This is a genomic window from Pseudomonas sp. NPDC089422 (genome assembly GCF_044749405.1).
Taxonomy (GTDB): Bacteria; Pseudomonadota; Gammaproteobacteria; order Pseudomonadales; family Pseudomonadaceae; genus Aquipseudomonas.
In genome coordinates this window covers 127,698-152,329 of sequence record NZ_JBIVHW010000005.1, presented here as the reverse complement: position 1 = coordinate 152,329, position 24,632 = coordinate 127,698, and the positions used below count along the sequence as shown (strand labels likewise).

Sequence of the window (24,632 nt, the reverse complement as noted above, 5' to 3'; positions counted from 1 at the left end):
AGCGAGGCAAGCATGAGTAATGGGCAGAGTGCCGGTATTGACGGGGATCAATGGGCGCAAGTCGCAAATGTCCCAGGCTTGCGCTGCGATCCTCCGCGAATGGGCGGCGAGGGCAGTGCGTGCGCGTGCCTGATCCTGGCCCATGGCGCAGGTGCGCCGATGGACAGCGCGTTCATGATTGAGATGGCGCAAAGGCTGGCGGCGCTTGGGGTCGGGGTGGTTCGCTTCGAGTTCCCCTACATGGCCGAGCGGCGCAGCGGCGGCGGCAAACGGCCGCCCAATCCGCAGAAGGTGCTGCTGGAATGCTGGCGCGAGGTGTACCGGCAGGTGCGACCTTTGGTCACGGGCAAGCTGGCCATTGGCGGCAAGTCGATGGGTGGGCGCATGGCCAGCCTGCTGGCCGATGAACTGCGGGCGGATGCGCTGGTGTGCCTGGGGTATCCGTTCTATGCGGTGGGCAAGCCGGAGAAACCCCGGGTCGAGCACCTGGCCGAACTGAAGACGCGCACGTTGATCGTGCAGGGCGAGCGCGATGCGCTGGGCAATCGGGAGGCGGTGGAGGGGTACACGCTGTCACCGGCGATCGAGGTGAGCTGGCTGGTGGCGGGGGATCATGACCTGAAGCCGCTGAAGGCTTCGGGGTTCAGCCATGAGCAGCACTTGCAGGCGGCGGCTGAGAAGGTAGCGAGTTTCCTGAAGGATTAGTGCTGGCTTCTTCGCGGGTTCACCCGCGAAGAAGCCGGTACAGGCTGGCGCTTAGTCGCGGTACTCGCACAGGTAGGCGGTGTCCACTTTAACCTGCAGCTGGAACTTGCTGTCGGCCGGCACGTTGAACTTGTCGCCAGCGTTGAAGGTTTCCCAGTTGTCGCTGCCCGGCAGCTTCACGGTCAGGGCGCCGGACACCACGTGCATGATCTCGCGCTTGGCGGTGCCGAACTCGTATTCGCCCGGGGCCATCACGCCCACGGTGGCAGGGCCTTCTGCGCCAGCGAAGGCGATCGACTTGACGGTGCCGTTGAAGTACTCGTTGACCTGGAACATGGGCGACTCCTGAAAGAAAGGGGGGTGAAAAAGGGCTGGCCAGTATGCCCAAGCCCATTCGCCCCGTCATCTGCTTTCAAGTGCCGTTCGCGGGCAGGCTCAAGGGCAGCAGGCGTGCGGTGTTGCGCGCATCCTCCAGGGCCCGGTGCTGCTGCCCGCAGAAGTGCATGCCTGCCAGTTGCAGCGCGCCATTGAGCCCGGCCGGGCGCTGCAGGTGGCGAGCTTTGGCGAAGCGCTGCTTGAGGTTGATGTGCGGCAGCTCGCGCAGCAGGCTGTCGACCTCATGCTGGCGCCACTCCTGCAACAGCTGCTGGCGGTCGTAGTCACCCCAGCTGACCCAGGCCTGCAACTGCCCGCGATGGTGCCCCAGCCAGCGTTCGAAACGCGCCCACACTTCGGGGAAGGCCGCAGCGCTGTCGACGCTGGCCTGGCTGATGTGCGTCAGCTCGCGGCAGAACGGTGTCAGCTGCGGCCGCCGCCGGGGCCGCACGAAGCGCTGGAAGTGGTCCACTTCACGGCCTTCGCGAGTCACCAGGCTGGCGCCGATTTCAATGATTTCCATCTCCGTGACCGGCCAGCCACCGTCATCGGTGGTGGCTTCCAGGTCGATCACCAACCAGTGGCCCATACCAGGCTCCCTCGCCATACATGCCAAAGCAGCGTAGCCAATGTCTGGCCACACGGCATCCCCTGGCAAAATGCCCTCACTTTGGCGTAACCAGCAGTTGTGCCATGCCGGGAAAACGCCTAGCTTAGGCGCATCCAGGTATGAACCGTGATGAGCGTCCGCTTTGATTCCAGCGCCCGGCCTGAAGGTAGTCTCCACCCTGATGATGCTGGCTGCGGCCTGGCTGGCGGTGCCAGCGTGGGCCACCGACGCCATCGACGTGAAGATCGGCGCCGCGCATTTCCCGCCTTATACCGTGCGCCCGGAGCAGGGCGCCGACACCGGTTTGCTGCCTCAGCTGGTCGAGGCGTTGAACCGCTTGCAGCCGGACTACCGTTTCGTCCTGGTGCCCACCTCCATTCAGCGGCGCTTTGGTGATTTTCAGCAAGGTCGCACCGACATGGCGATCTTCGAGAACCCTCAATGGGGCTGGCAGAAGATCCCCCACCAGACGGTGGACATGGGGCTGGAAGATGCCGAAGTGTTCGTCGCCAGGAAGCTCAATGGCCGTGACCAGCATTACTTCGACAACCTGGGTGGCAAGCGCCTGGCACTGTTCAACGGCTATCACTATGCCTTCGCCAACTTCAACCCTGACCCCAACTACCTGCGCAAGACCTACAACGCGACGCTGACCTACTCCCACGACAGCAACCTGCTGATGGTTCAGGCTGGCCGTGCCGACATTGCCCTGGTGACGCGTTCGTACCTGAGCGATTTCCTGGCCCGCAACCCCGACAGCCTCAACCAGCTGATCGCCTCACAGCGCATCGATCAGGTCTACCACCACTATGCCCTGCTGCGTCCCGGTGCCCCGATCACGGATCAGAAGTTTGCCGAGCTGCTGCGCTACTTGCGCGATACCGGCGAGCTGACGCGCATCTTCCAGCCCTACCGGATCACCGTCGCCGCGCCGAACGACTAAATTCCCCGGGTATGGGCACGTCATCAGAAGTGAGCCTTTCTTTCATTCTTTCGTGAGCCAAGTCCATGCCGTTCGATGCCGCTTCGCAGCCCCTGTCTTTACCACGCTGGCGCAGTCTGGATGCCGAAGAGGATGACCGTCGGTTGAGCCTGACCCTGGAAGGGCGGCCATTGATCCAGGTGCGTCTGGAGCCGGGCGATACGCTGCAGGTGCACGTCCAGAACCTGTGTTCGGAGCGCCCGCAGCAGGCGTTATGGGCTGCCTGCTATTGGCTGCTGTCCCGCGATCCGGCTCGCCAGCGCCTGGCCGTGCATCTGCCCACTGGTGTGCCGCAAGCATTGGCCAGTGGCTTGTTGCTGACCGGCGAAGTCGCCGGGGTCTACTGGTGTGAGCGCGCGCTGTTCTGGCAGTTGCCGCAGCCGTGGCTGGGTGTTTCGAACAGCGGTGTCTACCCGCAGCAGATGCAATTCAGCAACGGCAAGCGCCACCCGCGCCGCGCACCCAAGCCGCGTGGCGAGGTGTATCGCCGCTTCGATGCGCGGCTGGGTGCCTGGGTGTCGTTGCGCACCCTGGAAGTCGACCAGGACCTCGAACGTTTCAATCGCTGGCAGAACAACCCGCGGGTAGAAAAGTTCTGGCAGGAAGCGGGCACGCTGGAGCAGCACCGCGAGTACCTGGCCAAGCTTGAGGCTGACCCGCATACCCTGACCCTGATCGGCTGTTTCGATGACCAGCCGTTCGCCTACTTCGAAGCGTACTGGGCCAAGGAAGATCGCATTGCGCCGTTCTATCCGGCCGACGATTACGACCGTGGTGTCCACATGCTGGTGGGGGAAGAGGCGCACCGTGGCCCGCACAAGGTCGCCAGCTGGCTTTCGGCACTGGTGCACTACCTGTTCCTGGACGACCCGCGCACCCAGCGGGTGGTGGCTGAGCCCCGTGCCGACAACGGCAAGATGATCGGCTACATGCACGATCAGTGTTTCCATTGCGACAAGGAATTCGACTTCCCGCACAAGCGGGCGGCGTTGATGATTCTGGGGCGGGAGCGGTTTTTCGACCGTTGCAAATTGGTCTGAGATTGCCGGGGCGCCGGACCGGTCGGAAAGGGGTGCGAAGCGCCCCGGGCAATCCCAAACAGTACTCAGGCCTGCCGGTTAGCCGTTTTGCGGCAATGCACCAGGGCATCGCGAATCATGAAGTTGACCAGGGTCGGCGACACGCCCAGTTCCTTGGCGATGTCCTTCTGCGGCACGCCATGCAGGCGGTACATCTCGAAGGCATAGCGGGTGCGCTGAGGCAGTTCGTTGAGCGCCTCGGCAATGTGCTCGAGCGCGGCCAGGTTGATGTGCGTGGCCTCGGGCGAAGCGTTCGGGATGACCACGTTCAGGCCTTCCTCTTCGCTGCCGGAATACTTCAGCTCCATCGCCTGCTTGCGGTAATGGTCGATGGCCAGGTTGCGCACGATCTGGAACAGGTAGCTGAGCTGCGCCTTGAACGAGGAGGTGATCTGCGGGGCGGCGCTGAGCCGGAAGAAGGCATCCTGCACCACATCCTCGGCGCGTGAGCGGCAGCCGGTGATGCGGGCCGCGATCTTGACCAGAATGCTGCGATTGTCGACGAACGCCTGGAGTAATGGTGAATCGCACTTACTTGTGGATAGTTGTTCCGCCATGGAAATCACCTTGTCTCGAAGGGGAAAGGGAGCACCCCATTGGGGGAAGCTTCCTACGACGTGCGACAAACTATTCAGAATGATAATGATTGTCAAATACGAAAGTTAATGAGTTTCTATTAGTTTCGGTTCTAAGCTGAGCGGCGTGATGCAGTTCACCTTGCGCGCCCGCTCACACCGCTAATTTCCCGCCGCGCCCATCCGTTCCCCTGTGTACATCCGGCCGCTGCCGCTGCCCGCCGACCTTGTGCGGGGTAGCCAGCCCGACTTAACCAGACACTGGCAGGAACTCCCCATGACGGACGCCTTCGAACTCCCGCTCTCGCTGGTCCAGGCCCTGGCGCAACGCGCCGCGCAGACCCCGGACCGCATCGCCCTGCGCTTTCTGGCCGATGCTCCCGGCGAGCAGGCCGTGCTCAGCTATCGCGACCTGGATGTGCGCGCGCGCACCATCGCTGCGGCATTGCAGGCCCGCGCCGGGTTTGGCGAGCGGGCCGTGCTGCTGTTCCCCAGCGGCCCGGACTACGTGGCGGCGTTCTTCGGTTGCCTGTACGCCGGGGTCATTGCCGTGCCGGCCTATCCACCGGAGTCGTCACGCCGCCACCATCAGGAGCGCCTGCAGTCGATCATCGACGACGCCGAACCGCGCCTGCTGCTGACCGTCGGTGCACTGCTCGACAGCCTGCAGGATCTTGACGCCCTGAGCGGCGACAGCGCGCCCGAACTGCTCGCGGTGGATGCGCTTGATCCGGCACTGGCCGATCACTGGCGCGAGCCGGCGCTGAATGTGCACGACATCGCCTTCCTGCAATACACCTCCGGCTCCACCGCGCTGCCCAAGGGCGTGCAGGTCAGCCACGGCAACCTGGTGGCCAACGAGCAGCTGATTCGCGCAGGCTTCGGCATCGACCTCAACCCCGACGATGTGATTGTCAGCTGGCTGCCGTTGTACCACGACATGGGCCTGATCGGCGGGCTGCTGCAGCCGATCTTCAGTGGCGTGCCGTGCGTGCTGATGTCGCCGGGCTACTTCCTCGCCCGGCCGCAGCGCTGGTTGCAGGCGATCAGCGAGTACGGCGGCACCATCAGTGGCGGGCCGGACTTCGCCTACCGGCTGTGCAGCGAACGGGTCAGCGAAGCGGCCCTGGCCGGCCTCGACCTGAGCCGCTGGCGCGTGGCCTATTCCGGTTCCGAGCCGATCCGCCAGGACAGCCTCGCCACTTTTGCCGACAAGTTCGCTGCCAGCGGTTTCCACCCCAGCAGCTTCTTTGCCAGCTATGGCCTGGCCGAAGCCACCTTGTTCGTCAGTGGCAGCCGCCGTGGCCAGGGCATCGGCGCGCTGGAACTGGACGCCGAGGCGTTCGCCGCCAACCGCGCCGAGGCCGGCAAGGGCAGTGTGCTGATGAGCTGCGGCTTCCCGCAGCCTGGCCACGCGGTGCGCATCGTCGAGCCACAGCAACGTGAGTTGCTGGGCGACAACCGGGTTGGCGAGATCTGGGCCGGTGGCCCAAGCATCGCCCTGGGTTACTGGCGCAACCCTGAAGCCACGGCGCGCACCTTCGTCGAAATGGACGGCCAGACCTGGCTGCGTACCGGTGACCTCGGTTTCATGCGCGATGGCGAAGTGTTCGTCACCGGGCGCCTGAAGGACATGCTGATCGTCCGCGGCCAGAACCTTTACCCACAGGACCTGGAAAAGACCCTGGAGCGTGAAGTCGAAGTCCTGCGCAAGGGCAGGGTGGCCGTGTTCGCCGTCGACGACCAGGGCGAGGAGGGCATCGGCGTGGCGGTGGAAATCAGCCGCAACGTGCAAAAGGCGGTAAAACCCGGGGACCTGATCAAAACCCTGCGCCAGGTGATCGCCGAGGCCTGCCGCCAGGCGCCGGCCGTGGTCCTGCTGCTCAACCCGGGCGGATTGCCGAAGACCTCCAGTGGCAAGCTGCAGCGTTCGGCCTGCCGCCAGCGCATGGGTGATGGCAGCCTGGATTGCTATGCGCGCTTCCCCTTGGCGGCCGGGCCGGCTGCAGACACAGCAATGGGCGATGACCTGCAGGCACGCATCGCCGGAGTCTGGCGCGAGGTCCTCAAGGTCGAGGCGGTTGCCGCGGACGATCATTTCCTGCTGCTGGGTGGCAACTCCATCGCGGCCACCCAGGTCACTGCCCGCCTGGCGGATGAGCTGGGTATCCCGCTGAGCCTGCGGACCTTGTTCGAGGCGCCGACCTTGGCCGAGTACCACGCGGGTGTAGCAGCCATCCTGGCCGAGGGCGTGGGTGACAGCACCGCTATCTTGGCCCTGAACCGTGGCCAGGCCTTGCCGCAGTCCCTGGCCCAGAACCGCCTGTGGCTGACCTGGCAGCTGCAGCCCCAGGCTGCGGCCTACAACATTCCTGCGGGCCTGCACCTGCGTGGCGAGCTGGACGAGGCCGCGCTGGAAGGCGCATTCCAGGCGCTGGTCGCGCGCCACGAATCGCTGCGCACGGTGTTCGGCGAGGAGGATGGGCAGGCGTTGCAGCGTGTGCTGCCTGAGCAGCCGTTCAACCTTCGGCGCCTGAACCTCGAAGGGCTTGCCCCTGAGCAGGTAGCGGCGCGCCGCGAGGACGAAGCCCGGCAACCCTTCGACCTGGCCCAGGGCCCGCTGCTGCGCGTGACCCTGGTGCGCCTGGATGACGAAGACCATCAGCTGTGGGTGACCTTGCACCACATCGTCGCCGATGGCTGGTCGCTGAACATCCTGCTCGACGAGTTCGCCAAGCTGTATGCCGCCCGTTGCCAGGGCCTGGACGCCAAGCTGCCAGCGCTGACACTGGGTTACGCCGACTACGGTACCTGGCAGCGCCAGTGGCTGGCCGAGGGCGAAAGCGCCCGCCAGCTGGCGTACTGGAAAGCCGCATTGGGCGATGCCTTGCCCGTGCTCGATCTGTACCCGGACCAGCCGCGCTCCAGCCTGCATGAAAACCGCGCCGCCCGCCTGAGTGTGAAAGTGCCGGCCAAGCTGGGCGACGCCCTCAAGGGCCTGGCCCGCGAACAGCAGGCCAGCCTGTTCATGGTCCTGCTGGCCGCCTGGCAAGGCCTGCTGCACCGCTACACCGGCCAGGGCGACATCCGCGTCGGCGTACCCAATGCCAACCGCCCGCGCCAGGAAACCCAGGGCATGGTCGGCTTCTTCATCAACACCCAGGTGCTGCGCGCGCAACTGGATGGCCGCCTGCCGTTCGCCCAGCTGCTGGCCCAGGTACGCGAGGCGACCCTCGACGCCCAGGCCAACCAGGACCTGCCGTTCGAGCAACTGCTCGAAGCCTTGCCCGAAGCGCGCGAGCAGGGCCTGTTCCAGGTCATGTTCAACCACCAGCAGCGTGACCTTTCAGCGTTGCGCCGCCTGCCGGGCCTGCTCGCCGAAGAACTGCCGTGGCACAGCCGCGAGGCCAAGTTCGACCTGCAGCTGCACAGTGAGGAAGACCACCAGGGCCGCCTGAGCCTGGCGTTCGACTACGCCGCCGAGCTGTTCGAAGCCAGCACCGTCAAGCGTCTGGCCCGACACCTGCTGGCACTGCTCGAGCAAGTCTGCGGCCAGCCACAACTGCCGTTGGGCGACGTACAGTTGCTGGATGAACAGGGTCGTGAGCAACTGCAGGCATGGGGTAAGGCACCTGCGCCCGCCCCGCAACGGCTGCTGGTCGAGCAGCTCAACGAACAGGCCCGGCTGACCCCGGCGCGCACCGCCCTGGTCTGGGAAGGCGGTAGCCTCGACTACGCCGAGCTGCACCAGCAGGCCAACCGCCTGGCGCACTACCTGCGCGACAAAGGCGTCGGCCCCGACACCTGCGTGGCCATCGCGGTCGAGCGTTCGCCGCAGCTGCTGGTCGGCCTGCTGGCCATCCTCAAGGCGGGCGGTGCCTATGTGCCGCTGGACGTCGACTACCCGGTCGAGCGCCTGGCCTACATGCTCGGTGATTGCCAGGCCCGCCTTTTGCTCAGCCACAGCAGCCTGCTGGGCACGCTGCCGCAGGTCGACGGCGTCAGCGCCATCGCCCTCGACCAGCTGCACCTGGACAGCTGGCCAAGCCAGGCGCCGGGCCTGCACCTGCATGGCGACAACCTGGCCTACGTGATCTACACCTCCGGCTCCACCGGCCAGCCCAAGGGCGTGGGCAACACCCATGCCGCCCTGGCCGAGCGCCTGCAGTGGATGCAGGGCCGCTATGCGCTGGACGCCAGCGACGTGCTGATGCAGAAGGCGCCGATCAGCTTCGACGTGTCGGTGTGGGAATGCTTCTGGCCCCTGGTCACCGGCTGCAAGCTGGTGCTGGCCGGCCCTGGCGAGCACCGCGACCCGCAGCGCATCGCCACCTTGGTGCAGCAACATGGCGTGACGACGCTGCACTTCGTGCCGCCGCTGCTGCAGGTGTTCGTGCAGGAGCCGCTGGCCGCTGGCTGCAGCAGCCTGCGTCGGCTGTTCTCCGGTGGCGAAGCGTTATCGGCGAGCCTGCGTGACCGTGTGCTGCAGCTGCTGCCACAGGTGCAGTTGCACAACCGCTACGGGCCGACCGAGACCGCCATCAACGTCACCCACTGGCACTGCCAGGCACAAGACGGCGAACGTTCGCCGATCGGTCGGCCGCTGGGCAATGTGCTTTGCCGGGTGCTGGACGATGAGCTTGAACTGGCTGCGCCTGGCGTGCCGGGTGAGCTGTACCTTGGCGGTGCCGGCCTGGCCCGGGGTTACCTGGGCCGCCCGGGCCTGACAGCCGAACGTTTCGTGCCCCAGGCCGATGGCAATGGCGCGCGCCTGTACCGCAGTGGCGACCGCGCCCGTTGGCAGGTGCAAAGTGAAGCCCTGGAATACCTCGGTCGTCTCGATCAGCAGGTCAAGGTGCGTGGCTTCCGCGTCGAGCCGGAAGAAGTGCAGGCCTGCCTGCTGGCTCAGCCAGGTGTCGAACAGGCACTGGTGCTGATTCATCAGGACGCGGTCGGTGCACAGCTGGTCGGTTACTACAGCGGCACCGCGCTGTACGATGTCTTGCTGGCCACCCTGGCCGAGAAATTGCCGGCGTACATGGTGCCGTCCCAGCTGATCGGCCTGGAGCACATGCCGCTGGGCCCGAGCGGCAAGGTCGACCGCAAGGCGCTGCCCGCGCCGGTCTGGCAGCAGCGTGCCCATGTCGAGCCACAGACGGCGCTGCAGCAGCAGGTGGCGGGCATCTGGCGCGAGGTGCTGAACCTGCCGCAGGTCGGCCTGCACGACGACTTCTTTGCCCTCGGCGGCCACTCGTTGCTGGCCACCCAGATCGTCTCGCGTACTCGTCTTGCCTGTGATGTCGAGCTGCCGCTCAAGGCGCTGTTCGAGGCCAGCGAGCTGGCTGCGTTCTGTGAGGAAATCGCCCGTATCCGCGCGGCCGGTGAGTGCAACCAGCAGGGTGAGATCGCCCTGGTCGACCGCCGCCAGGCGGTGCCGCTGTCGTACTCGCAGCAGCGTATGTGGTTCCTTTGGCAGATGGAGCCGGACAGCCCGGCCTACAACGTCGGCGGCATGGCACGCTTGCGCGGGGTGCTGCATGTGGATGCCTTCGAACGTGCCCTGCAGGCGCTGATCGTGCGTCATGAGACCCTGCGGACCACCTTCCCGAGCATCGAGGGTGTGCCGTATCAGTGCGTGGCCGACGACGGCGGGCTGCAACTGGACTGGCAGGACTTCACGGCGCTGCCGGCCGATACCCGTCAGCAGCGCCTGCAGCAGCTGGCTGACGATCAGGCTCACCAGCCATTCGACCTGGAACGCGGCCCGCTGCTGCGTGCCTGCCTGGCCAAGACCGAGGACCGTGAACACTACTTCGTGCTGACCCTGCATCACATTGTCACCGAAGGCTGGGCCATGGACATCTTCGCCCGCGAACTGGGCGAGCTTTACGAAGCCTTCGTCGATGACCGCGAGTCGCCACTGGCGCCACTGCCGGTGCAGTACCTGGACTACAGCGTGTGGCAACGGCAATGGCTGGAAAGCGGCGAGGGCGCACGGCAGCTGGCCTACTGGAAAGCCCGCCTCGGCGATGAGCACCCGGTGCTGGCGCTGCCCGCCGATCGCCCGCGCCCGGCCGTGCAGAGCCACCGCGGCGAGCTGTTCCGCTTCGACCTCGACCCGGCACTGGTCGCCCGCGTGCATGCCTTCAACCACCAGCGTGGGCTGACCCTGTTCATGACCATGACCGCCACGCTGGCCGCCATGCTGCACCGCTACAGCGGCCAGCGCGACCTGCGCATCGGTGCGCCGGTGGCCAACCGTATCCGCCCGGAAAGCGAAGGCCTGATCGGCGCTTTCCTCAACACCCAGGTGCTGCGCTGCGAGCTGGACGGGCAAATGACCGTCGCTGCCTTGCTCGACCAGGTGCGCCAGGCCGCCATCGAGGGCCAGTCGCACCAGGACCTGCCATTCGACCAACTGGTCGAGGCCCTGCAACCGCCGCGCAGCAGCGCCTACAACCCGCTGTTCCAGGTGATGTGCAACGTGCAGCGCTGGGCCTTCCAGCAGAGCCGCACACTGGCCGGCATGCAGGTGGATTACCTGGTCAACGACGCCAGCGCCACCAAGTTCGACCTGTACCTGGAGGTCACAGACCTCGACGGCCGCCTGGGCTGCTGCCTGACCTACAGCCGCGACCTGTTCGACGAGCCGCGCATCGCGCGCATGGCCGAGCACTGGCAGCAGCTGCTGGTCGGCCTGCTCGACAACCCGCAGCTGCGCTTGTGCGAACTGCCGATGCTGGCCGATGCCGAGCAGCAAGTGCTGATCAGCCAGTTGCAGGGCGAGCAGGACTTCGTCCTCGACCAGACGCTTCACGGCCTGTTCGCCGCCCAGGCTGCGCGTACGCCAAAGGCGGGTGCGCTGACTTTCGCCGGCCAGCACATGACCTACGCCGAGCTCGACCAGCAGGCCAACCGCCTGGCCCGTGCCCTGCGTGAACGTGGTGTCGGCCCGCAGGTGCGGGTGGGCCTGGCGCTGGAGCGTTCGCTGGAGATGGTGGTCGGCCTGCTGGCCATTCTCAAGGCCGGTGGCGCCTATGTGCCGCTCGACCCGGAATACCCGCTCGACCGCCTGCGCTACATGATCGAGGACAGCCGCATCGGCCTGTTGTTGAGCCAGCGTGCACTGCTCGAAACCCTCGGTGAACTGCCTGAAGGCGTGGCACGCTGGAGCCTGGAAGACGACGCCGCGAGCCTGTGTGCCTACAGCGATGCGCCGCTGGACAACCTCAATCTGCCGCAGCATCCGGCCTACCTGATCTACACCTCCGGTTCCACCGGCAAGCCCAAGGGCGTGGTTGTCAGCCACGGCGAAATCGCCATGCACTGCCAGGCAGTGATCGACGCCTTCGGCATGCGCAGCGACGACTGCGAGCTGCACTTCTACTCGATCAACTTCGATGCCGCCAGCGAACGCTTGCTGGTACCGCTGCTGTGTGGCGCCCGCGTGGTGCTGCGTGCCCAGGGCCAATGGGGCGCCGAGGACATCTGCCAGTTGGTGCGCGAGCAGCAGGTGAGCGTGCTCGGTTTCACCCCGAGCTATGGCAGCCAGCTGGCCCAGTACCTGGCCGGGCAGGGCGAGCAACTGCCGGTGCGGCTGGTGATCACCGGCGGCGAAGCGCTGACTGGCGAGCACCTGCAGCGCATTCGCCAGGCCTTTGCCCCGCAGCAGTTCTTCAACGCCTACGGCCCCACCGAAACCGTGGTCATGCCCCTGGCCTGCCTGGCGCCGGAGGTGATGCCTGGCGACGCTGGCAGCGTGCCGATCGGCCGGGTGATCGGTGCCCGCACCGCCTACATCCTCGACGAGGACCTGGCCCTGTTGCCGCAAGGCGGGATCGGCGAACTCTACGTCGGCGGTGCCGGCCTGGCCCAGGGTTACCACGACCGCCCGGGCCTGAGCGCCGAGCGCTTTGTCGCCGACCCGTTCAGCCGTGACGGCGGGCGCCTGTACCGCACCGGCGACCTGGTGCGCCTGCGTGCCGATGGCCTGGTGGAATACGTTGGCCGTGCCGACCAGCAGGTGAAGATCCGCGGCTTCCGCATCGAGTTGGGCGAAATCGAAAGCCGCCTGCAGGAACATGCCGATGTCGACGAGGCCGTAGTCCTGGCCCTCGACCTTCCGGGTGGCAGGCAACTGGTCGGTTACCTGGTGTGCCAGCAGGCCTGTGCCGACAGCGAAGCGCAGTCTGCATTGCGCGAAGCGGTCAAGGCCGCTGCCCGCCAGCACTTGCCGGACTACATGGTACCTGCGCACCTGGTGCTGCTCGAGCGCCTGCCGCTGATGGGCAACGGCAAGCTCGACCGTCGTGCACTGCCGGCACCGGACCTGGAACAGGCGCGTCAGCATTACCAGGCGCCGGCCAATGAGCTGGAGGAGCAACTGGCGCAAGTCTGGCGCGAAGTGCTCAACACGTCCCGCGTGGGTGTGCAGGACAACTTCTTCGAGCTGGGTGGCGACTCGATCCTGTCGATTCAGGTGGTCAGCCGTGCACGCCAGCTAGGCCTGCAGTTCACCCCGCGTGACCTGTTCCAGCACCAGACCATCCAGACCCTGGCTGCCGTGGTCAGCCGCAGCGCAGCACCGAGCAGCATCGAACAAGGCCCGCGCGAGGGGCGCAGCGGCCTTACGCCGATCCAGCATTGGTTCTTCGACAGTGACGTGGCCCAGCCGCAGCACTGGAACCAAGCGGTGCTGCTGGAGGCACGCCAACCCTTGGACCGCGCCACTCTGGAGCAGGCCCTGGCTGCGTTGGTAGCGCACCACGACAGCCTGCGCCTGCGCTTCACCCAGGGGCAGGCGGCCTTCGCTGCGGTGTCTGCCGAGCAGCTGCTCTGGGCTGCCACGGTCGCCGACTTCGCCGACTGTCAGGCGCTGTATACCGACGTGCAACGCAGCCTCGACTTGGAGCGGGGCCCGCTGTTGCGCGCCCTGCTGGTCAGTGACGGGCAAGGGGACCAGCGCCTGCTGCTGGCGATCCACCACCTGGTGGTCGATGGCGTGTCCTGGCGCGTGCTGCTCGAAGACCTGCAGGCGCTGTATCGCGGCCAGCCACTGGCGGCCAAGACCCACGCCATGGCCGACTGGGCTGCGCGCCTGGCCAGCTACGCCGGCAGCGATTCGCTGCGCGACGAACAGGGCTGGTGGCACGGCCAGCTCGGCAGCATGCGCCATGAGCTGCCGTGCGATCACCCGCAAGGTGGCAACCTGCATCGGCATGCCGACACCCTGGCCATCGCCCTGGACGCGGAGCAAACCCGGCAGTTGCTGCAACAGGCACCGGCGGCCTACCACACCCAGGTCAACGACCTGCTGCTGACCGCGCTGGCCCGTACCCTGTGCCGCTGGAGCGGAGACCAGGACGTACTGGTGCAGCTTGAAGGCCACGGCCGCGACGGCCTGTTCGAGGACATGGACCTGACCCGCAGCGTCGGCTGGTTCACCAACGCCTACCCGCTGCGCCTGAACCCGCAGGCCGGCGACGACGAAGCTGCACGTGCCACTTCGATCAAACGCATCAAGGAACAGCTGCGTCAGGTGCCGCACAAGGGGCTGGGCTACGGCGTGCTGCGCTATCTGGGCGATACTGTCAGCCGCGAAAGCATGGCGGCCTTGCCGCAGGCGCGCATCACCTTCAACTATCTGGGCCAGTTCGACCAGCAGTTCGACGATGCCACCTTGTTCCAGCCGCTGGATGCGCCGGCAGGCCTGGCTCACGATCTGGATGCGCCGCTGCCGAACTGGCTCAGCATTGACGGCCAGGTCTATGGCGGTGCCCTGCAACTGCGCTGGACCTACAGCCGCGAGCGCTATGACGAGCGCACCATCGCGCAGTTGGCCGCGGCCTATCGCCAGGAGCTGCTGGCGCTGGTCAGCCACTGCCTGGCCGATGGCAACGGCAGCTTCACGCCCTCGGACTTCCCGCTGGCGCACCTGAGCCAGCAGCAGATCGATGCGCTGCCGGTCCCTGCCGCGCAGATCGAAGATGTCTACCCGCTGACGCCGATGCAGGAGGGCATGCTGTTGCACACCCTGCTGGAGCCGGGCACGGGCCTGTACTACATGCAGGACCGCTACCGCATCAACAGCGCCCTCGACCCGCAACGCTTCGCCCAGGCCTGGCAGGCCGTGGTAGCGCGTCACGAAGCCCTGCGCGCCTCTTTCAGCTGGAATGCTGGCGAGACGATGCTGCAGATCATCCACAAGCCGGGCAGCACGCCGGTTGACTATCAGGACTGGCGCGGCCTTGACGAAGCGGCCCAGGAAGCGCGCCTGCAAGCCTTGCACAAGCAGGAGCGGGAAGCGGGTTTTGCCTTGCTGCAGGAGGCGCCGTACCACCTACGCCTGGTGCGGGTTGATGACGAGCGTTACTGGTTCATGATGAGCAACCACCACATCCTCATCGATGCCTGGTGCCGTTCGTTGTTGATGAACGATTTCTTCGCGCTCTACCAGGCCCTCGGCGAAGGCCGCCAGGCGCAGTTGCCGGTGCCGCCGCGCTACCGCGACTACATCGGCTGGCTGCAACGCCAGGACATGGACGAAGCGCGCAGCTGGTGGCAGGCCAACCTGGCCGGTTTCGAGCGCGCCACGGCCCTCCCCAGCGACCGTCCGCTGCGCAACGATCACGCCGGAGACGGCATGGTGGTGGGCGACTGCTACACCCGCCTGGAGGTGAGCGACGGTGTGCGCCTGCGTGAACTGGCCCAGGCCCATCAGCTGACCATCAACACCTTCGCCCAGGCGGCCTGGGCGCTGGTGCTGGCGCGCTACAGCGGTGACCGCGACGTGGCCTTCGGCGTGACCGTGGCCGGGCGCCCGGTGAGCCTGCCGCAGATGCAGCGCACGGTGGGCCTGTTCATCAACAGTATTGCCCTGCGCGTGCAACTGCCCGAACCGGGCCAGCGCCGCAGCGTGCGCCAATGGCTGCTGGGCGTGCTGGAACGCAACATGGAGCTGCGCGAGTACGAGTACCTGCCGCTGGTGGCGATCCAGGACTGCAGCGAACTGCCCAAGGGCCAGCCGCTGTTCAACAGCCTGTTCGTGTTCGAGAACGCCCCGGTGGAAACCGCAGTGCTCGACCACGCCCAGCACCTCAACGCCAGCTCCGATTCGGGCCGCACCCACACCAACTTCCCGCTGACGGCGGTGTGCTACCCGGGGGATGACCTGGGCCTGCACCTGTCATTTGACCAACGCTACTTCGACTACCCGACCGTCGAACGCCTGCTGGCCGAGTTCAAGCGCCTGCTGCTGGCGCTGGTGCAAGGCTTTGAAGGCGAGGTGAGCGAGCTGCCGTTGCTGGGCGAGGACGAACAGCGCTTCCTGCTCGACGACTGCAACCGCACCGAACACGCCTACCCGCTGGAGCAGAGCTATGTGGCACTGTTCGAAGCGCAGGTGGCTGCTCACCCAGAGCGTACAGTTGCCCGCTGCCTCGAAGCGTCTTATGACTACGCCGGGCTGAACCTCGCGGCCAACCGCCTGGGCCATGCCCTGGTTGCAGCGGGGGTGGCCATGGACCAGCCGGTTGCGCTGCTGGCCGAACGTGGCTTGCCGCTGCTGGGCATGATCGTCGGCAGCTTCAAGGCCGGCGCCGGCTACCTGCCACTGGACCCGGGCCTGCCGTCGGCGCGCCTGCAGCGTATCGTCGAGCTGAGCCGCACGCCGGTGCTGGTGTGCAGCGCGGCCTGTGCCGAGCAAGCGCGTCAGTTGCTGGATCAACTTCAGGGTGTGACGCGGCCGCAGCTTCTGGTGTGGGAAGCGCTGCAGAGCAGCAGCGTCGCCAGCCACAACCCGGGCATCTACAGCGGGGCGGACAACCTGGCCTACGTGATCTACACCTCGGGCTCCACCGGGCTGCCCAAGGGCGTGATGGTCGAGCAGCGCGGGATGCTCAACAACCAGCTGAGCAAGGTGCCGTACCTGGCCTTGAGCGAGCATGACGTGATCGCCCAGACCGCCTCGCAAAGCTTCGACATTTCGGTCTGGCAGTTCCTCGCCGCGCCGTTGTTCGGCGCCCGGGTGGAGATCGTGCCAAACGCCATCGCCCATGACCCGCAGGGCTTGCTGGCGCATGTGCAGGCCACCGGCATCACGGTGCTGGAAAGCGTGCCATCGCTGATCCAGGGCATGCTGGCCAACGATCACCAGGCGCTTGATGGCCTGCGCTGGATGTTGCCGACCGGCGAGGCGATGCCGCCGGAACTCGCTGCGCAATGGCTGCAGCGTTATCCGCAGATCGGCCTGGTCAATGCCTACGGGCCGGCGGAGTGCTCGGATGACGTGGCCTTCTTCCGCGTCGACATGGCTTCGACCCGGTGTAGCTACCTGCCGATCGGCACGCCGACCGATAACAACCGGCTGTACCTGTACGGCGAGGACCAGACCCTGGTCCCGCTGGGGGCGGTGGGCGAGTTGTGCGTGGCAGGCACCGGCGTCGGCCGTGGCTATGTCGGCGACCCGGTGCGCACGGCACTGGCCTTCATCCCGCACCCGCACGGGGCGCCGGGTGAGCGCTTGTACCGTACCGGTGACCTGGCGCGACAGCGCCTGGACGGGGTGCTGGAGTATGTCGGCCGTATCGACCACCAGGTGAAGATCCGTGGCTACCGTATCGAGCTGGGCGAGATCGAGGCGCGTCTGCATGAGCAGGCCGAGCTTCGCGATGCGGCGGTAGGGGTGCAGGAAGGTGCCAATGGCAAGCATCTGGTTGGCTACCTGGTGGCACATCAGGGTGTGCTTGCCGATGCCGCGTTGCTGGAGCAGGTCAAGCAGCGCCTGCGTGCGGAGCTTCCGGAGTACATGGTGCCGCTGCACTGGGGCTGGTTCGCCAGCCTGCCGCACAACGCCAACGGCAAGCTGGACCGCAAGGCGCTGCCGGCCATCGAGATCGGTGGGCAGCACCGCCAGGCCTACCTTGCGCCGCGAGATGAACTGGAAACGGTGCTGGCCGGTATCTGGGCCGACGTGCTCAAGGCCGAGCGGGTCGGGGTGCATGACAACTTCTTCGAGCTGGGCGGGCATTCGCTGCTGGCCACGCAGATCGCCTCGCGGGTGCAGAAGCAGTTGCAGCTGAACGTGCCGCTGCGGGCGATGTTCGAGTGCAGCACGGTGGAGGCGTTGGCCGAGTATGTGCGCGGGTTGCAGGGCAGCGAGGTGGATGAGGCCAAGGCTGATCGGCTCAGTGACCTGATGGCTGAGCTCGAAGGGCTCTAGATAGCTGGGGGCGCTTTGCGCCCCATTCGCGGGACAAGCCCGCTCCTACAGGTACTCCGCAAGGCTTGAATTTTGTGGTGGGCTTGTAGGAGCGGGCTTGCCCCGCGAATGGGCCGGAGCAGGCGATCGAGTTTTCAGCGCTTGCCGAGAATCTTCCCGAGCAATTCGGGCCGCGGTGCACCTTGCTGGCTCTTAAGGTTGCCCTGCTCATCCTGATAGAAGATCGCCGGCGTCGCCTGCAACCCCATCTCCTCCATCAGCGCCATGTTCGCCGCGAGCTTCTGCTGCACGGCATCCGGCACTTTGTCCAGCGGCTTCAAGGTACTCGCCTTGCCCGCTTTCTCGTGCTCATGCAGTGCCTTGGCCGGGTCCTTGGCGGCCAGCAGTGCTGCCGACTTGCCCGGGCTGTCCTCACGGATGATACCGACCATGATATGGCGCAATTGCACCTTGCCCGAGTCCACCCAAGGCCGCGCCTGTTCCCAGAACATGTTGCAGTACGGGCAGTTGGGGTCGCTGAACAGGTACACCTTGCGCGGCGCACTGTCCTTGCCGTCGGCGATCCAGGCGGTTTTCTCCATCTTCGCCCAGATGGCCTTGCTCATCGGCGCGTACACCAGCTTCTGCAGCGGCTCGGCGCTGAGGTCCTTGCCCTGCTCGTCGAACAGGCTGCCGACCAGCACGTGCTTGCCGTCGGGGGTGAGGTACAGCGCCAGGGCATTGTTCTGGTACTCGGCGGCATAGCCGCGCAGGCCGTTGGGCGCATCGAAGCTGCCCTTGATCTCGGCGCCTTTGGCTTGCAGTTGCTGGATTGCCTTGGGCAGGTCTTCGGCCTGCACCAGTGGGGCGGCCAGCAAGGCCAGGGACAGGGGCAGCAGGGCAGTCAATCGCATGTCAGTTTCCTTGTGCGGCAGGGGCGGGCGCCTTGGCCCGCTCGAAAGGTTCCAAGGCATGGCGCAGGCTGGCCCGCGACAGCTCACCGAGGTGGCTGCCGATCAGGCGGCCGTCGGCGTCGTAGAACAGGGTGGTGGGCAGCGCCATCGAGCCGACCCGCTGGGCCAGCACGCCGGTGCCGTCGAACAGCACATGGGTCAGGCTCAGCCCGGTAGTAGCGAGGAAGGTCGTGACGTTCTCCGGCGTCTCGCCCTGGTTGACGAAGAGGAAGGTCACATGGGGGTATTCGCCCTGGGCTTGCTGCAGCACCGGCATTTCCCGGCGGCATGGCGGGCACCAGGTGGCCCAGATATTGATCACCAGCGGTTTGCCACGGTAGCTGTGCAGGGCCACGGACTGGCCAGTGGCATTGCGCAGGCTCAGTTCGGGCAGTGCGGTGCCCTTGCTGTACAGGTGGCTGCCAAGGCTGGTCAAGCCCCAGAACAGAGCACCGCTGAACAGCGCCCAGCCCAGCGGGCGCCGCAGCCCAGGCTGGCGCCAGCCCTGCCAGAGCGTCGCGATGACGATGCCGACCAGGCCCGACCAGAGCAGGAAGCCGCCGTCACGGATGTCGATGACTTGCACCAGGTCGTCGCGGTACATCGGCCAGTAGGCCAGCACGAAACCCAGGCGGGCACACAGCAGGCCGACCAGGAACAGGTTGAACAGCGCCGACTCCGGGCTTTCGCCACCCCGTCGGGCAACCCACCAGCCAACCAGGCAGGTGACGCCGAGGGCCGCGAGCATCAGCAGGTGGTTGAGGGCCATGGTCAATGGCCCGAGGGTTACCGTCAGCATCAGCCTTGGCTCCGGGTCTGGGTCCAGTGTTGCAGGAACGCGGCGGCATCGACCTCACCGGTGATGCGCCGGGCGCGGCGCTCTTCGCCTTCCGGGCCGAGCCAGATGATGCTGGGCGGGCCAGGTACCCGGTAGTGTTGCAGCAGGGCACGACTGGCGGCAGAGTCGGCAGTTACGTCCAGGCGCAGCAGGTGCACGCCGGCCAGGCTGGCTTGCACGTCAGGGCGGCTGAACACCTGCTTTTCCATGACCTTGCACGACACGCACCAGTCGGCATAGTAGTCGACCATGACCCACTGGCCGCGGGCCTTTGCGGCGTCCAGCTCGCGTTGCAGGGCCTCAGGGCTGCTGACCGTGACGAAGTGCTCGTCGGCCTTTTGCACGGTGGCGGCTGTGCTGCCGCCGGCGAACGGCCGCAAAGGTTGCCACAGGTCGTCGCCACCTGCGGCAGCGCCGACCAGCAGCAAACCACCCCACAAGGCGCTCAGCAGCGGTACGGCACGCAGAGCCGGCAAGCGCTGCAGGGCCGGCCACATGGCCCAGCCCAGGGCAATCAGCCAGGCGCCGCTCAGGGCCAGCAACACGGGGGCGGCGAGCAGGCTGCGCACGGTGTACAGGGCCATGGCCAGGAACACGAAGCCGAACACGCCCTTGACCCGATTCATCCATGCCCCCGGGCGCGGCAGGTAGCGGTTGCCCAAGGTCACCAGCAACAGCAGCGGTACGCCCATGCCGAGGCCAAGGCTGAACAGCACCAGCGCGCCTTGCAGCACATCGCCGCTTTGCGCGATGTACAGCAGCGCACCGGCCAGTGGCGCGGTCATGCAGGGGCCGAGCAGCAGGCCGGACAGGGCGCCCAGCAGCGCCGCGCCGTACAGGTTGCCGCCGCGGGTGCCTTGCCCGGCGCGGTCGAGGCGATCGCGCAAGGCGGCCGGCAATTGCAGCTCGAAGGCGCCGAACATGGGCAGGGCGAGGAGGATGAACAAGCCGGCCAGGCTGCCCAGCAGCCAAGGTTGCTGCAGCCACGCCTGCAGGCTGGCGCCCAGCAATGCCGCAACCACTCCCAGGGCTGCATACACCAGCGCCATGCTCAGCACATACACCCCGGCCAGCAGCCAGCCACGCCGGGCGCTGGCACCGTTACCCAGGACCAGGCCGGCGAGAATCGGCAGCATCGGCAGCGAGCAGGGGGTGAAGGCCAGCAGCAGGCCAAGGCCGAAGAAAGCCAGCAGGCTCCAGGCCAGGCTGGTGCTTTGCAGGCCGCTGGCCAGTGCCTGGTCGCTGGCTTGCTCGCTGGTCGGCGTCAGGCTGCCGCCCAGGTCGATGGCGGTGGTCTGCGGCGGGTAGCACAGGCCGGCATCGGCACAGCCCTGCCAGCCCAGGCGCAACTGGCCCTGGGCATTGGCCGGGACCAGCAGTTCGAGTTGGTCGCGGTACACCGCGCTGTCACCGAAGAATTCGTCGTGGTGGTTCAGGGCCGGCGGCAGTTGCGGCTGTTGCTCGGCAGTCAGGCCGTCGAATTTCAGGCGCTTCTGGTACAGGTAGTAACCCTGCTTGATCTGGAAGTACAGGCGCATCTGGCCGTCGGCCTGGCGGTCGTGGGACAGCACGAACGCCTGGTTGACCGGCAGGAAGTCGGGTTTGGCGTCGAACGGGTTGGCCTGCAACGGGCCAGCCAGGAGGAACGTCAGGAAGAGCAGGAGGATGCGCATGTCTTCGCCTTGGCTGTACGGAATGATGGCCATGCTGGCTGGGATTGATTAACCCAAGGTTAACCGTTCCTGCCGAAGCTGCTGCTACGGTGCCGCATGTCGCTCTTCAACACGCCGCGACATATTGTCGGCTTGACTTTGCTTATGCCCATCCTCCTGTTGTAAAGTTGACGCACAAGTCAGTTTTTTCTGGCCCGCGTGATAAGGTTCTCACCCGTCCGAGTCCCCCGCACAAGAATCAAGAAAAGATGGGCAGAAATTCTTCTGCCCAGAGGATCAAGCATGTCCAACCGTGATATTTCCCGGCGCGCCTTCCTGCAAGGCGGCCTGATCGCTGGTGTCGGCGTGACCATGGCGCCACTCGGCAGCCAGGCATTCGCCGCCCTGATGGAAGAGCGCGTCACCACCTCGCCGCAAAAGTGGATGAACCATGATGGCAAGGCGCGTTTTCGCAACGACGCGCTGTCCAAGGTCTGTGGCAACAAGGTCTTCGCCCGCGACATCCGCGCCAAGGACATGCCTGGCTGGCCGGCCCAGCAAGGCCACGCGCTGTTGCTCAAGGCAACCAAGGTCGACCGCATCTACACCGGTCATGACCTCAGCCTGCTCGGCGCCGACCTGCAGCCGGACCGTGTGGTAACCGCCGCCGACCTGGCGAAGGATGGCATCGCCTGGCCCGAGGCCCATTCGCCCGACCCGTTGCTGCCGCCCGGCCAGGTGCCGATGTTCATCGGCCATCCGGTGGCGATCCTGATCTGGCATGACTTCGAGCGCTTCCGTCAGGCCAAGCGCAAGCTGCAGTTCAACGACAAGGCGATTCAATACGGCGCCCAGGCCCCGCTGTACCAGCGTGACCCCTATGGCAGCTTCCGCTTCGTGCGTGTGGGCGGCGCCACGCCGTTCGACGACGATGAATTCTCCAGCCTGAAGAATTCCATGCTGTTCCCGACCATCCTCAACCGCAAACCGGTGTGGTCGAAGCAGCCCAACCAGCACGGCGACCTGACCGAGCAGGGCCTGTTCTACGCCAAGCGCATGGGTGAGCAGCTGGACAACCCGCCTGAAGACTGGCTGGTGTTCGACGAGCGCTACAAGACGCCGTCGATCGAGCCCGCCGCACTGGAACCGGACAACGGCAACGGCTGGTACGACCCGGCCACCGGCACGCTGCATTTCGTGGTCGCGACCCAGTGCCCGTTCGAAGTGGCGCAGGAATGCGTGCACATGATCAAGCCGTCGCGCTTCGCCCTGAACACGCTGAACATGCACCCGGGCTACACCGTGGGCTACGGCTCCAAAGACAACAACATCTTCGTCTTCTACGCCGCCGTGGCCGCACTGTATGGCGCCGGCGTGCCGATCCGCCTGGCCAACGACCGCTACGAGCAGTTCCAGAGCGGCATCAAGCGCCATGCCTTCGACATCCGCTACCAGCTGGCCGTGGACAAGAAGGACAACCGCTTCAAGATCTTCCGCGCCGACATGAGCTGCGACGGCGGCGGGCGCATCAACTACAGCCCGTCGGTGGCCGCGGTGGGCGCCACGGCGGCGCAGTCGATCTACTACATGCCACAGAACGACCTGTCGGTGACTGCCTACTTCTCCCGCGGTGTCGAGGCTGGCTCCATGCGCGGTTATGGCACGTTGCAGAGCATGGCCGCCACCGAGATGATGGTGGATGAAATTGCCGGTCGCCTGGGCGTCGATGCCATCGACCTGCGCCGTGCCAACGCACTGAAGTCGGGTATGAAGAACACCCAGGGTGCGGTCCCGGCCGGCGCCCTGCGTTTGTACGAGATCCTCGACAAGGCCGCTGTGCACGATTGGTGGCGCAATCGCGACGCCCGCAAGCAGCAGATGGACGCCAAGGACCCGGACCACTGGTACGGCGTTGGCTTCGCCATCTGCCAGAAGGACTTCGGCACCGGCTCCGAGGCGCCGATGGCCAGCGTCGAGTTCACCGCTGATGGCCGCATCAGCCTGCGCCACATCGGCACCGAGCTGGGCACTGGCATGTCCACTTCCCAGGCGCTGGTGGTCAGTGATTTCCTCGGCCGCTCGGCCGACGAGGTGAAGACTGCGGTCACCGAATGGCCGGAATTGCAGCTGACCACCAGCGGCAACCCATACCTGATCAGCCAGCCCGAACAGGACGCCGCACTGCGCAACCCGCGCTGGGTCGGCAAGCTGGCCTCGCCGTCGTCAGCAACCAACTCGGCGTTCTACTTCAGCCACGCCACCCGTGAAGCGGCCCGCGTGCTGTTCAACCACGGCCTGTGGCCAGCGGCCATGGCCATCTGGAGCCAGGGCCCGTACGGCGGCCAGGCCAACCCGCTGGTGGTGCGCCGCGAGAACGCGGTGTGGGTCAACGGCGAGCTCACAGGCAATGGCCTGTCGCCGATCCCGTTCGCTCAGCTGGCACAGAAGGCCCATGAGATGGGGCTGGTCACTGGCGTCAGCGTGCACGGTTTCAACCGCTGGAGCTGGGCCGAGGCCGACTTCGTCATCGACGGCGTGCGCGAGCGCTTCCCGCTCGATGCCGTGGCGGTGAAGTACGGCGACGGCGCGGTGAGTGCCAAGAAAGCGCAGATGAGCAGCCACGGCTACCACCTGCTCGACCGGCAGAACGCCGCCTACCCGGATACCCAGCTGAACAACGCCATGGTCACCTACTACAGCCCGGTGGCAACCATTGTCGAGGTCAAGGTCAACAAGGGTACCCACGAGGTTCAGGTGCTCAACCACCACAGCTGGGTCGAGTGCGGCCGTGTGCTGGTGCCGGAACTGGTCAAGGGCCAGCTCGAAGGCGGTATCGCCATGGGGATCGGCCATGCACTGACCGAAGAAATGCCGTTGTACGAGGGTGGGCCGGGGGAGGGCGACTGGAACTTCAACCGCTACCGCCTGCCCCATGCGCGGGATGTGGCGGTGTGGAAGCAGACCAGCGAAATCCTCCCGCCGCTGTCACCGACCGACCCGTCCAAGGGCATCGCCGAAGTGGTGATGATCCCGGTCGTCGGTGCCATCGGCAACGCCGTGGCGCATGCCATTGGCAAGCGCGTGCGCGATCTCCCCATCACCCCAGCCCGTATCAAGGAGGCCCTCAATGGCTAACCGTCCACTGCAACTGACCCTCAACGGTCAACCGGTCGGCCCGGTCGAGGTCCCTGATGACCTGGCGATGATCGACTACCTGCACGAACACCAGAACCTCACAGGTTCCCGCCTGGGCTGCGGCCAGGGCATCTGCCATGCCTGCGTGGTGATCGTCGACAACCCCGACGGCACCAGCGAGGAAGTGCGCACCTGCATCACCGGCGCGCATTACTTCGAGGGCAAGAAGGTCCGCACCATCGAAGGCCATGCCAAGCAGGACGAGGCCGGCAACCTGACGCTGAACCCGATCCAGCAGAAGTTCGTCGACCTGTTCGCCTTCCAGTGCAGCTATTGCGCGCCGGGCTTCGTCAATGCCGCCACGGTGCTGGTGGAAACCGCCCAGCGCCAGCCGCTGAAGAAGAGCGAAGTGGAAGACCGCATCGAAGCCAGCCTCGGCCACCACATCTGCCGCTGCACCGGGTACGTGCGTTACTACGACGCCACCCGCACGGTGCTCAATGACCTCGGCCTGGTCAAGGAGGGTTGAG

Annotated in this window: 12 protein-coding genes; 6 read left to right on the top strand and 6 right to left on the bottom strand. The window is 66.1% G+C overall.

The features are described from left to right. The first annotated feature begins 12 nt into the window (after positions 1-12). Positions 13-705 carry an alpha/beta family hydrolase gene (locus ACIPZ8_RS11355; protein ID WP_400722763.1) on the top strand — a complete coding sequence of 231 codons (693 nt, stop codon included), beginning with the start codon at positions 13-15 and terminating at the stop codon, positions 703-705. Positions 706-756: 51 nt separating this feature from the next. On the opposite strand, the gene ACIPZ8_RS11350 is transcribed toward ACIPZ8_RS11355, so the two are convergent. Further along, complete coding sequence (locus ACIPZ8_RS11350) at positions 757-1,041, bottom strand: pyrimidine/purine nucleoside phosphorylase (protein WP_110636762.1); 285 nt, start codon at positions 1,039-1,041, stop codon at positions 757-759. A gap of 76 nt (positions 1,042-1,117) precedes the next feature. After that, complete coding sequence (locus tag ACIPZ8_RS11345) at positions 1,118-1,669, bottom strand: exonuclease domain-containing protein (protein WP_400722760.1); 552 nt, start codon at positions 1,667-1,669, stop codon at positions 1,118-1,120. A 163-nt stretch (positions 1,670-1,832) separates the two neighbouring features. Here ACIPZ8_RS11345 and ACIPZ8_RS11340 point away from each other — a divergent pair, with 163 nt between their 5' ends. Together ACIPZ8_RS11340 and ACIPZ8_RS11335 are read left to right on the top strand one after the other, a co-directional pair. Further along, a complete protein-coding gene (locus tag ACIPZ8_RS11340; protein ID WP_400722757.1) occupies positions 1,833-2,633 on the top strand; it encodes a substrate-binding periplasmic protein in 801 nt (266 codons plus the stop codon). A 65-nt stretch (positions 2,634-2,698) separates the two neighbouring features. Continuing rightward, on the top strand, positions 2,699-3,712 hold the full coding sequence (locus ACIPZ8_RS11335) for a GNAT family N-acetyltransferase (RefSeq protein ID WP_400722754.1): 1,014 nt from the start codon (positions 2,699-2,701) through the stop codon (positions 3,710-3,712). A gap of 65 nt (positions 3,713-3,777) precedes the next feature. Here the strand turns inward: ACIPZ8_RS11335 and ACIPZ8_RS11330 are convergent, their stop codons facing one another. Then, positions 3,778-4,308, bottom strand: a complete 531-nt coding sequence (locus ACIPZ8_RS11330) for an RNA polymerase factor sigma-70 (RefSeq protein ID WP_079229034.1) — start codon at positions 4,306-4,308, stop codon at positions 3,778-3,780. Positions 4,309-4,603: 295 nt separating this feature from the next. Between ACIPZ8_RS11330 and ACIPZ8_RS11325 the strand changes: the two genes are divergently transcribed. Beyond that, positions 4,604-17,545: a non-ribosomal peptide synthetase gene (locus ACIPZ8_RS11325; protein WP_400722751.1), complete on the top strand. Its 12,942-nt coding sequence runs from the start codon at positions 4,604-4,606 to the stop codon at positions 17,543-17,545. A gap of 134 nt (positions 17,546-17,679) precedes the next feature. Here the strand turns inward: ACIPZ8_RS11325 and dsbG are convergent, their stop codons facing one another. From dsbG to dsbD, 3 genes are read right to left on the bottom strand one after another with little or no spacing between them, the layout of a single operon-like run. Beyond that, complete coding sequence (gene dsbG, locus ACIPZ8_RS11320) at positions 17,680-18,438, bottom strand: thiol:disulfide interchange protein DsbG (protein ID WP_400722748.1); 759 nt, start codon at positions 18,436-18,438, stop codon at positions 17,680-17,682. Position 18,439: 1 nt separating this feature from the next. Then, positions 18,440-19,276, bottom strand: a complete 837-nt coding sequence (locus tag ACIPZ8_RS11315) for a prolipoprotein diacylglyceryl transferase family protein (RefSeq protein WP_400722746.1) — start codon at positions 19,274-19,276, stop codon at positions 18,440-18,442. Then, a complete protein-coding gene (gene dsbD, locus ACIPZ8_RS11310) occupies positions 19,276-20,988 on the bottom strand; it encodes a protein-disulfide reductase DsbD (RefSeq protein WP_400722743.1) in 1,713 nt (570 codons plus the stop codon). The genes ACIPZ8_RS11315 and dsbD overlap by 1 nt, the downstream gene beginning before the upstream one ends. A gap of 282 nt (positions 20,989-21,270) precedes the next feature. Between dsbD and ACIPZ8_RS11305 the strand changes: the two genes are divergently transcribed. After that, entirely contained in the window at positions 21,271-24,102 is a 2,832-nt protein-coding gene (locus ACIPZ8_RS11305; RefSeq protein WP_400722741.1) for a xanthine dehydrogenase family protein molybdopterin-binding subunit, read from the top strand. Beyond that, positions 24,095-24,631 (top strand): (2Fe-2S)-binding protein, encoded by a 537-nt coding sequence (locus tag ACIPZ8_RS11300; protein ID WP_013973477.1) that lies wholly within the window; start codon positions 24,095-24,097, stop codon positions 24,629-24,631. The genes ACIPZ8_RS11305 and ACIPZ8_RS11300 overlap by 8 nt, the downstream gene beginning before the upstream one ends. The last annotated feature ends 1 nt before the right edge of the window (position 24,632 follow it).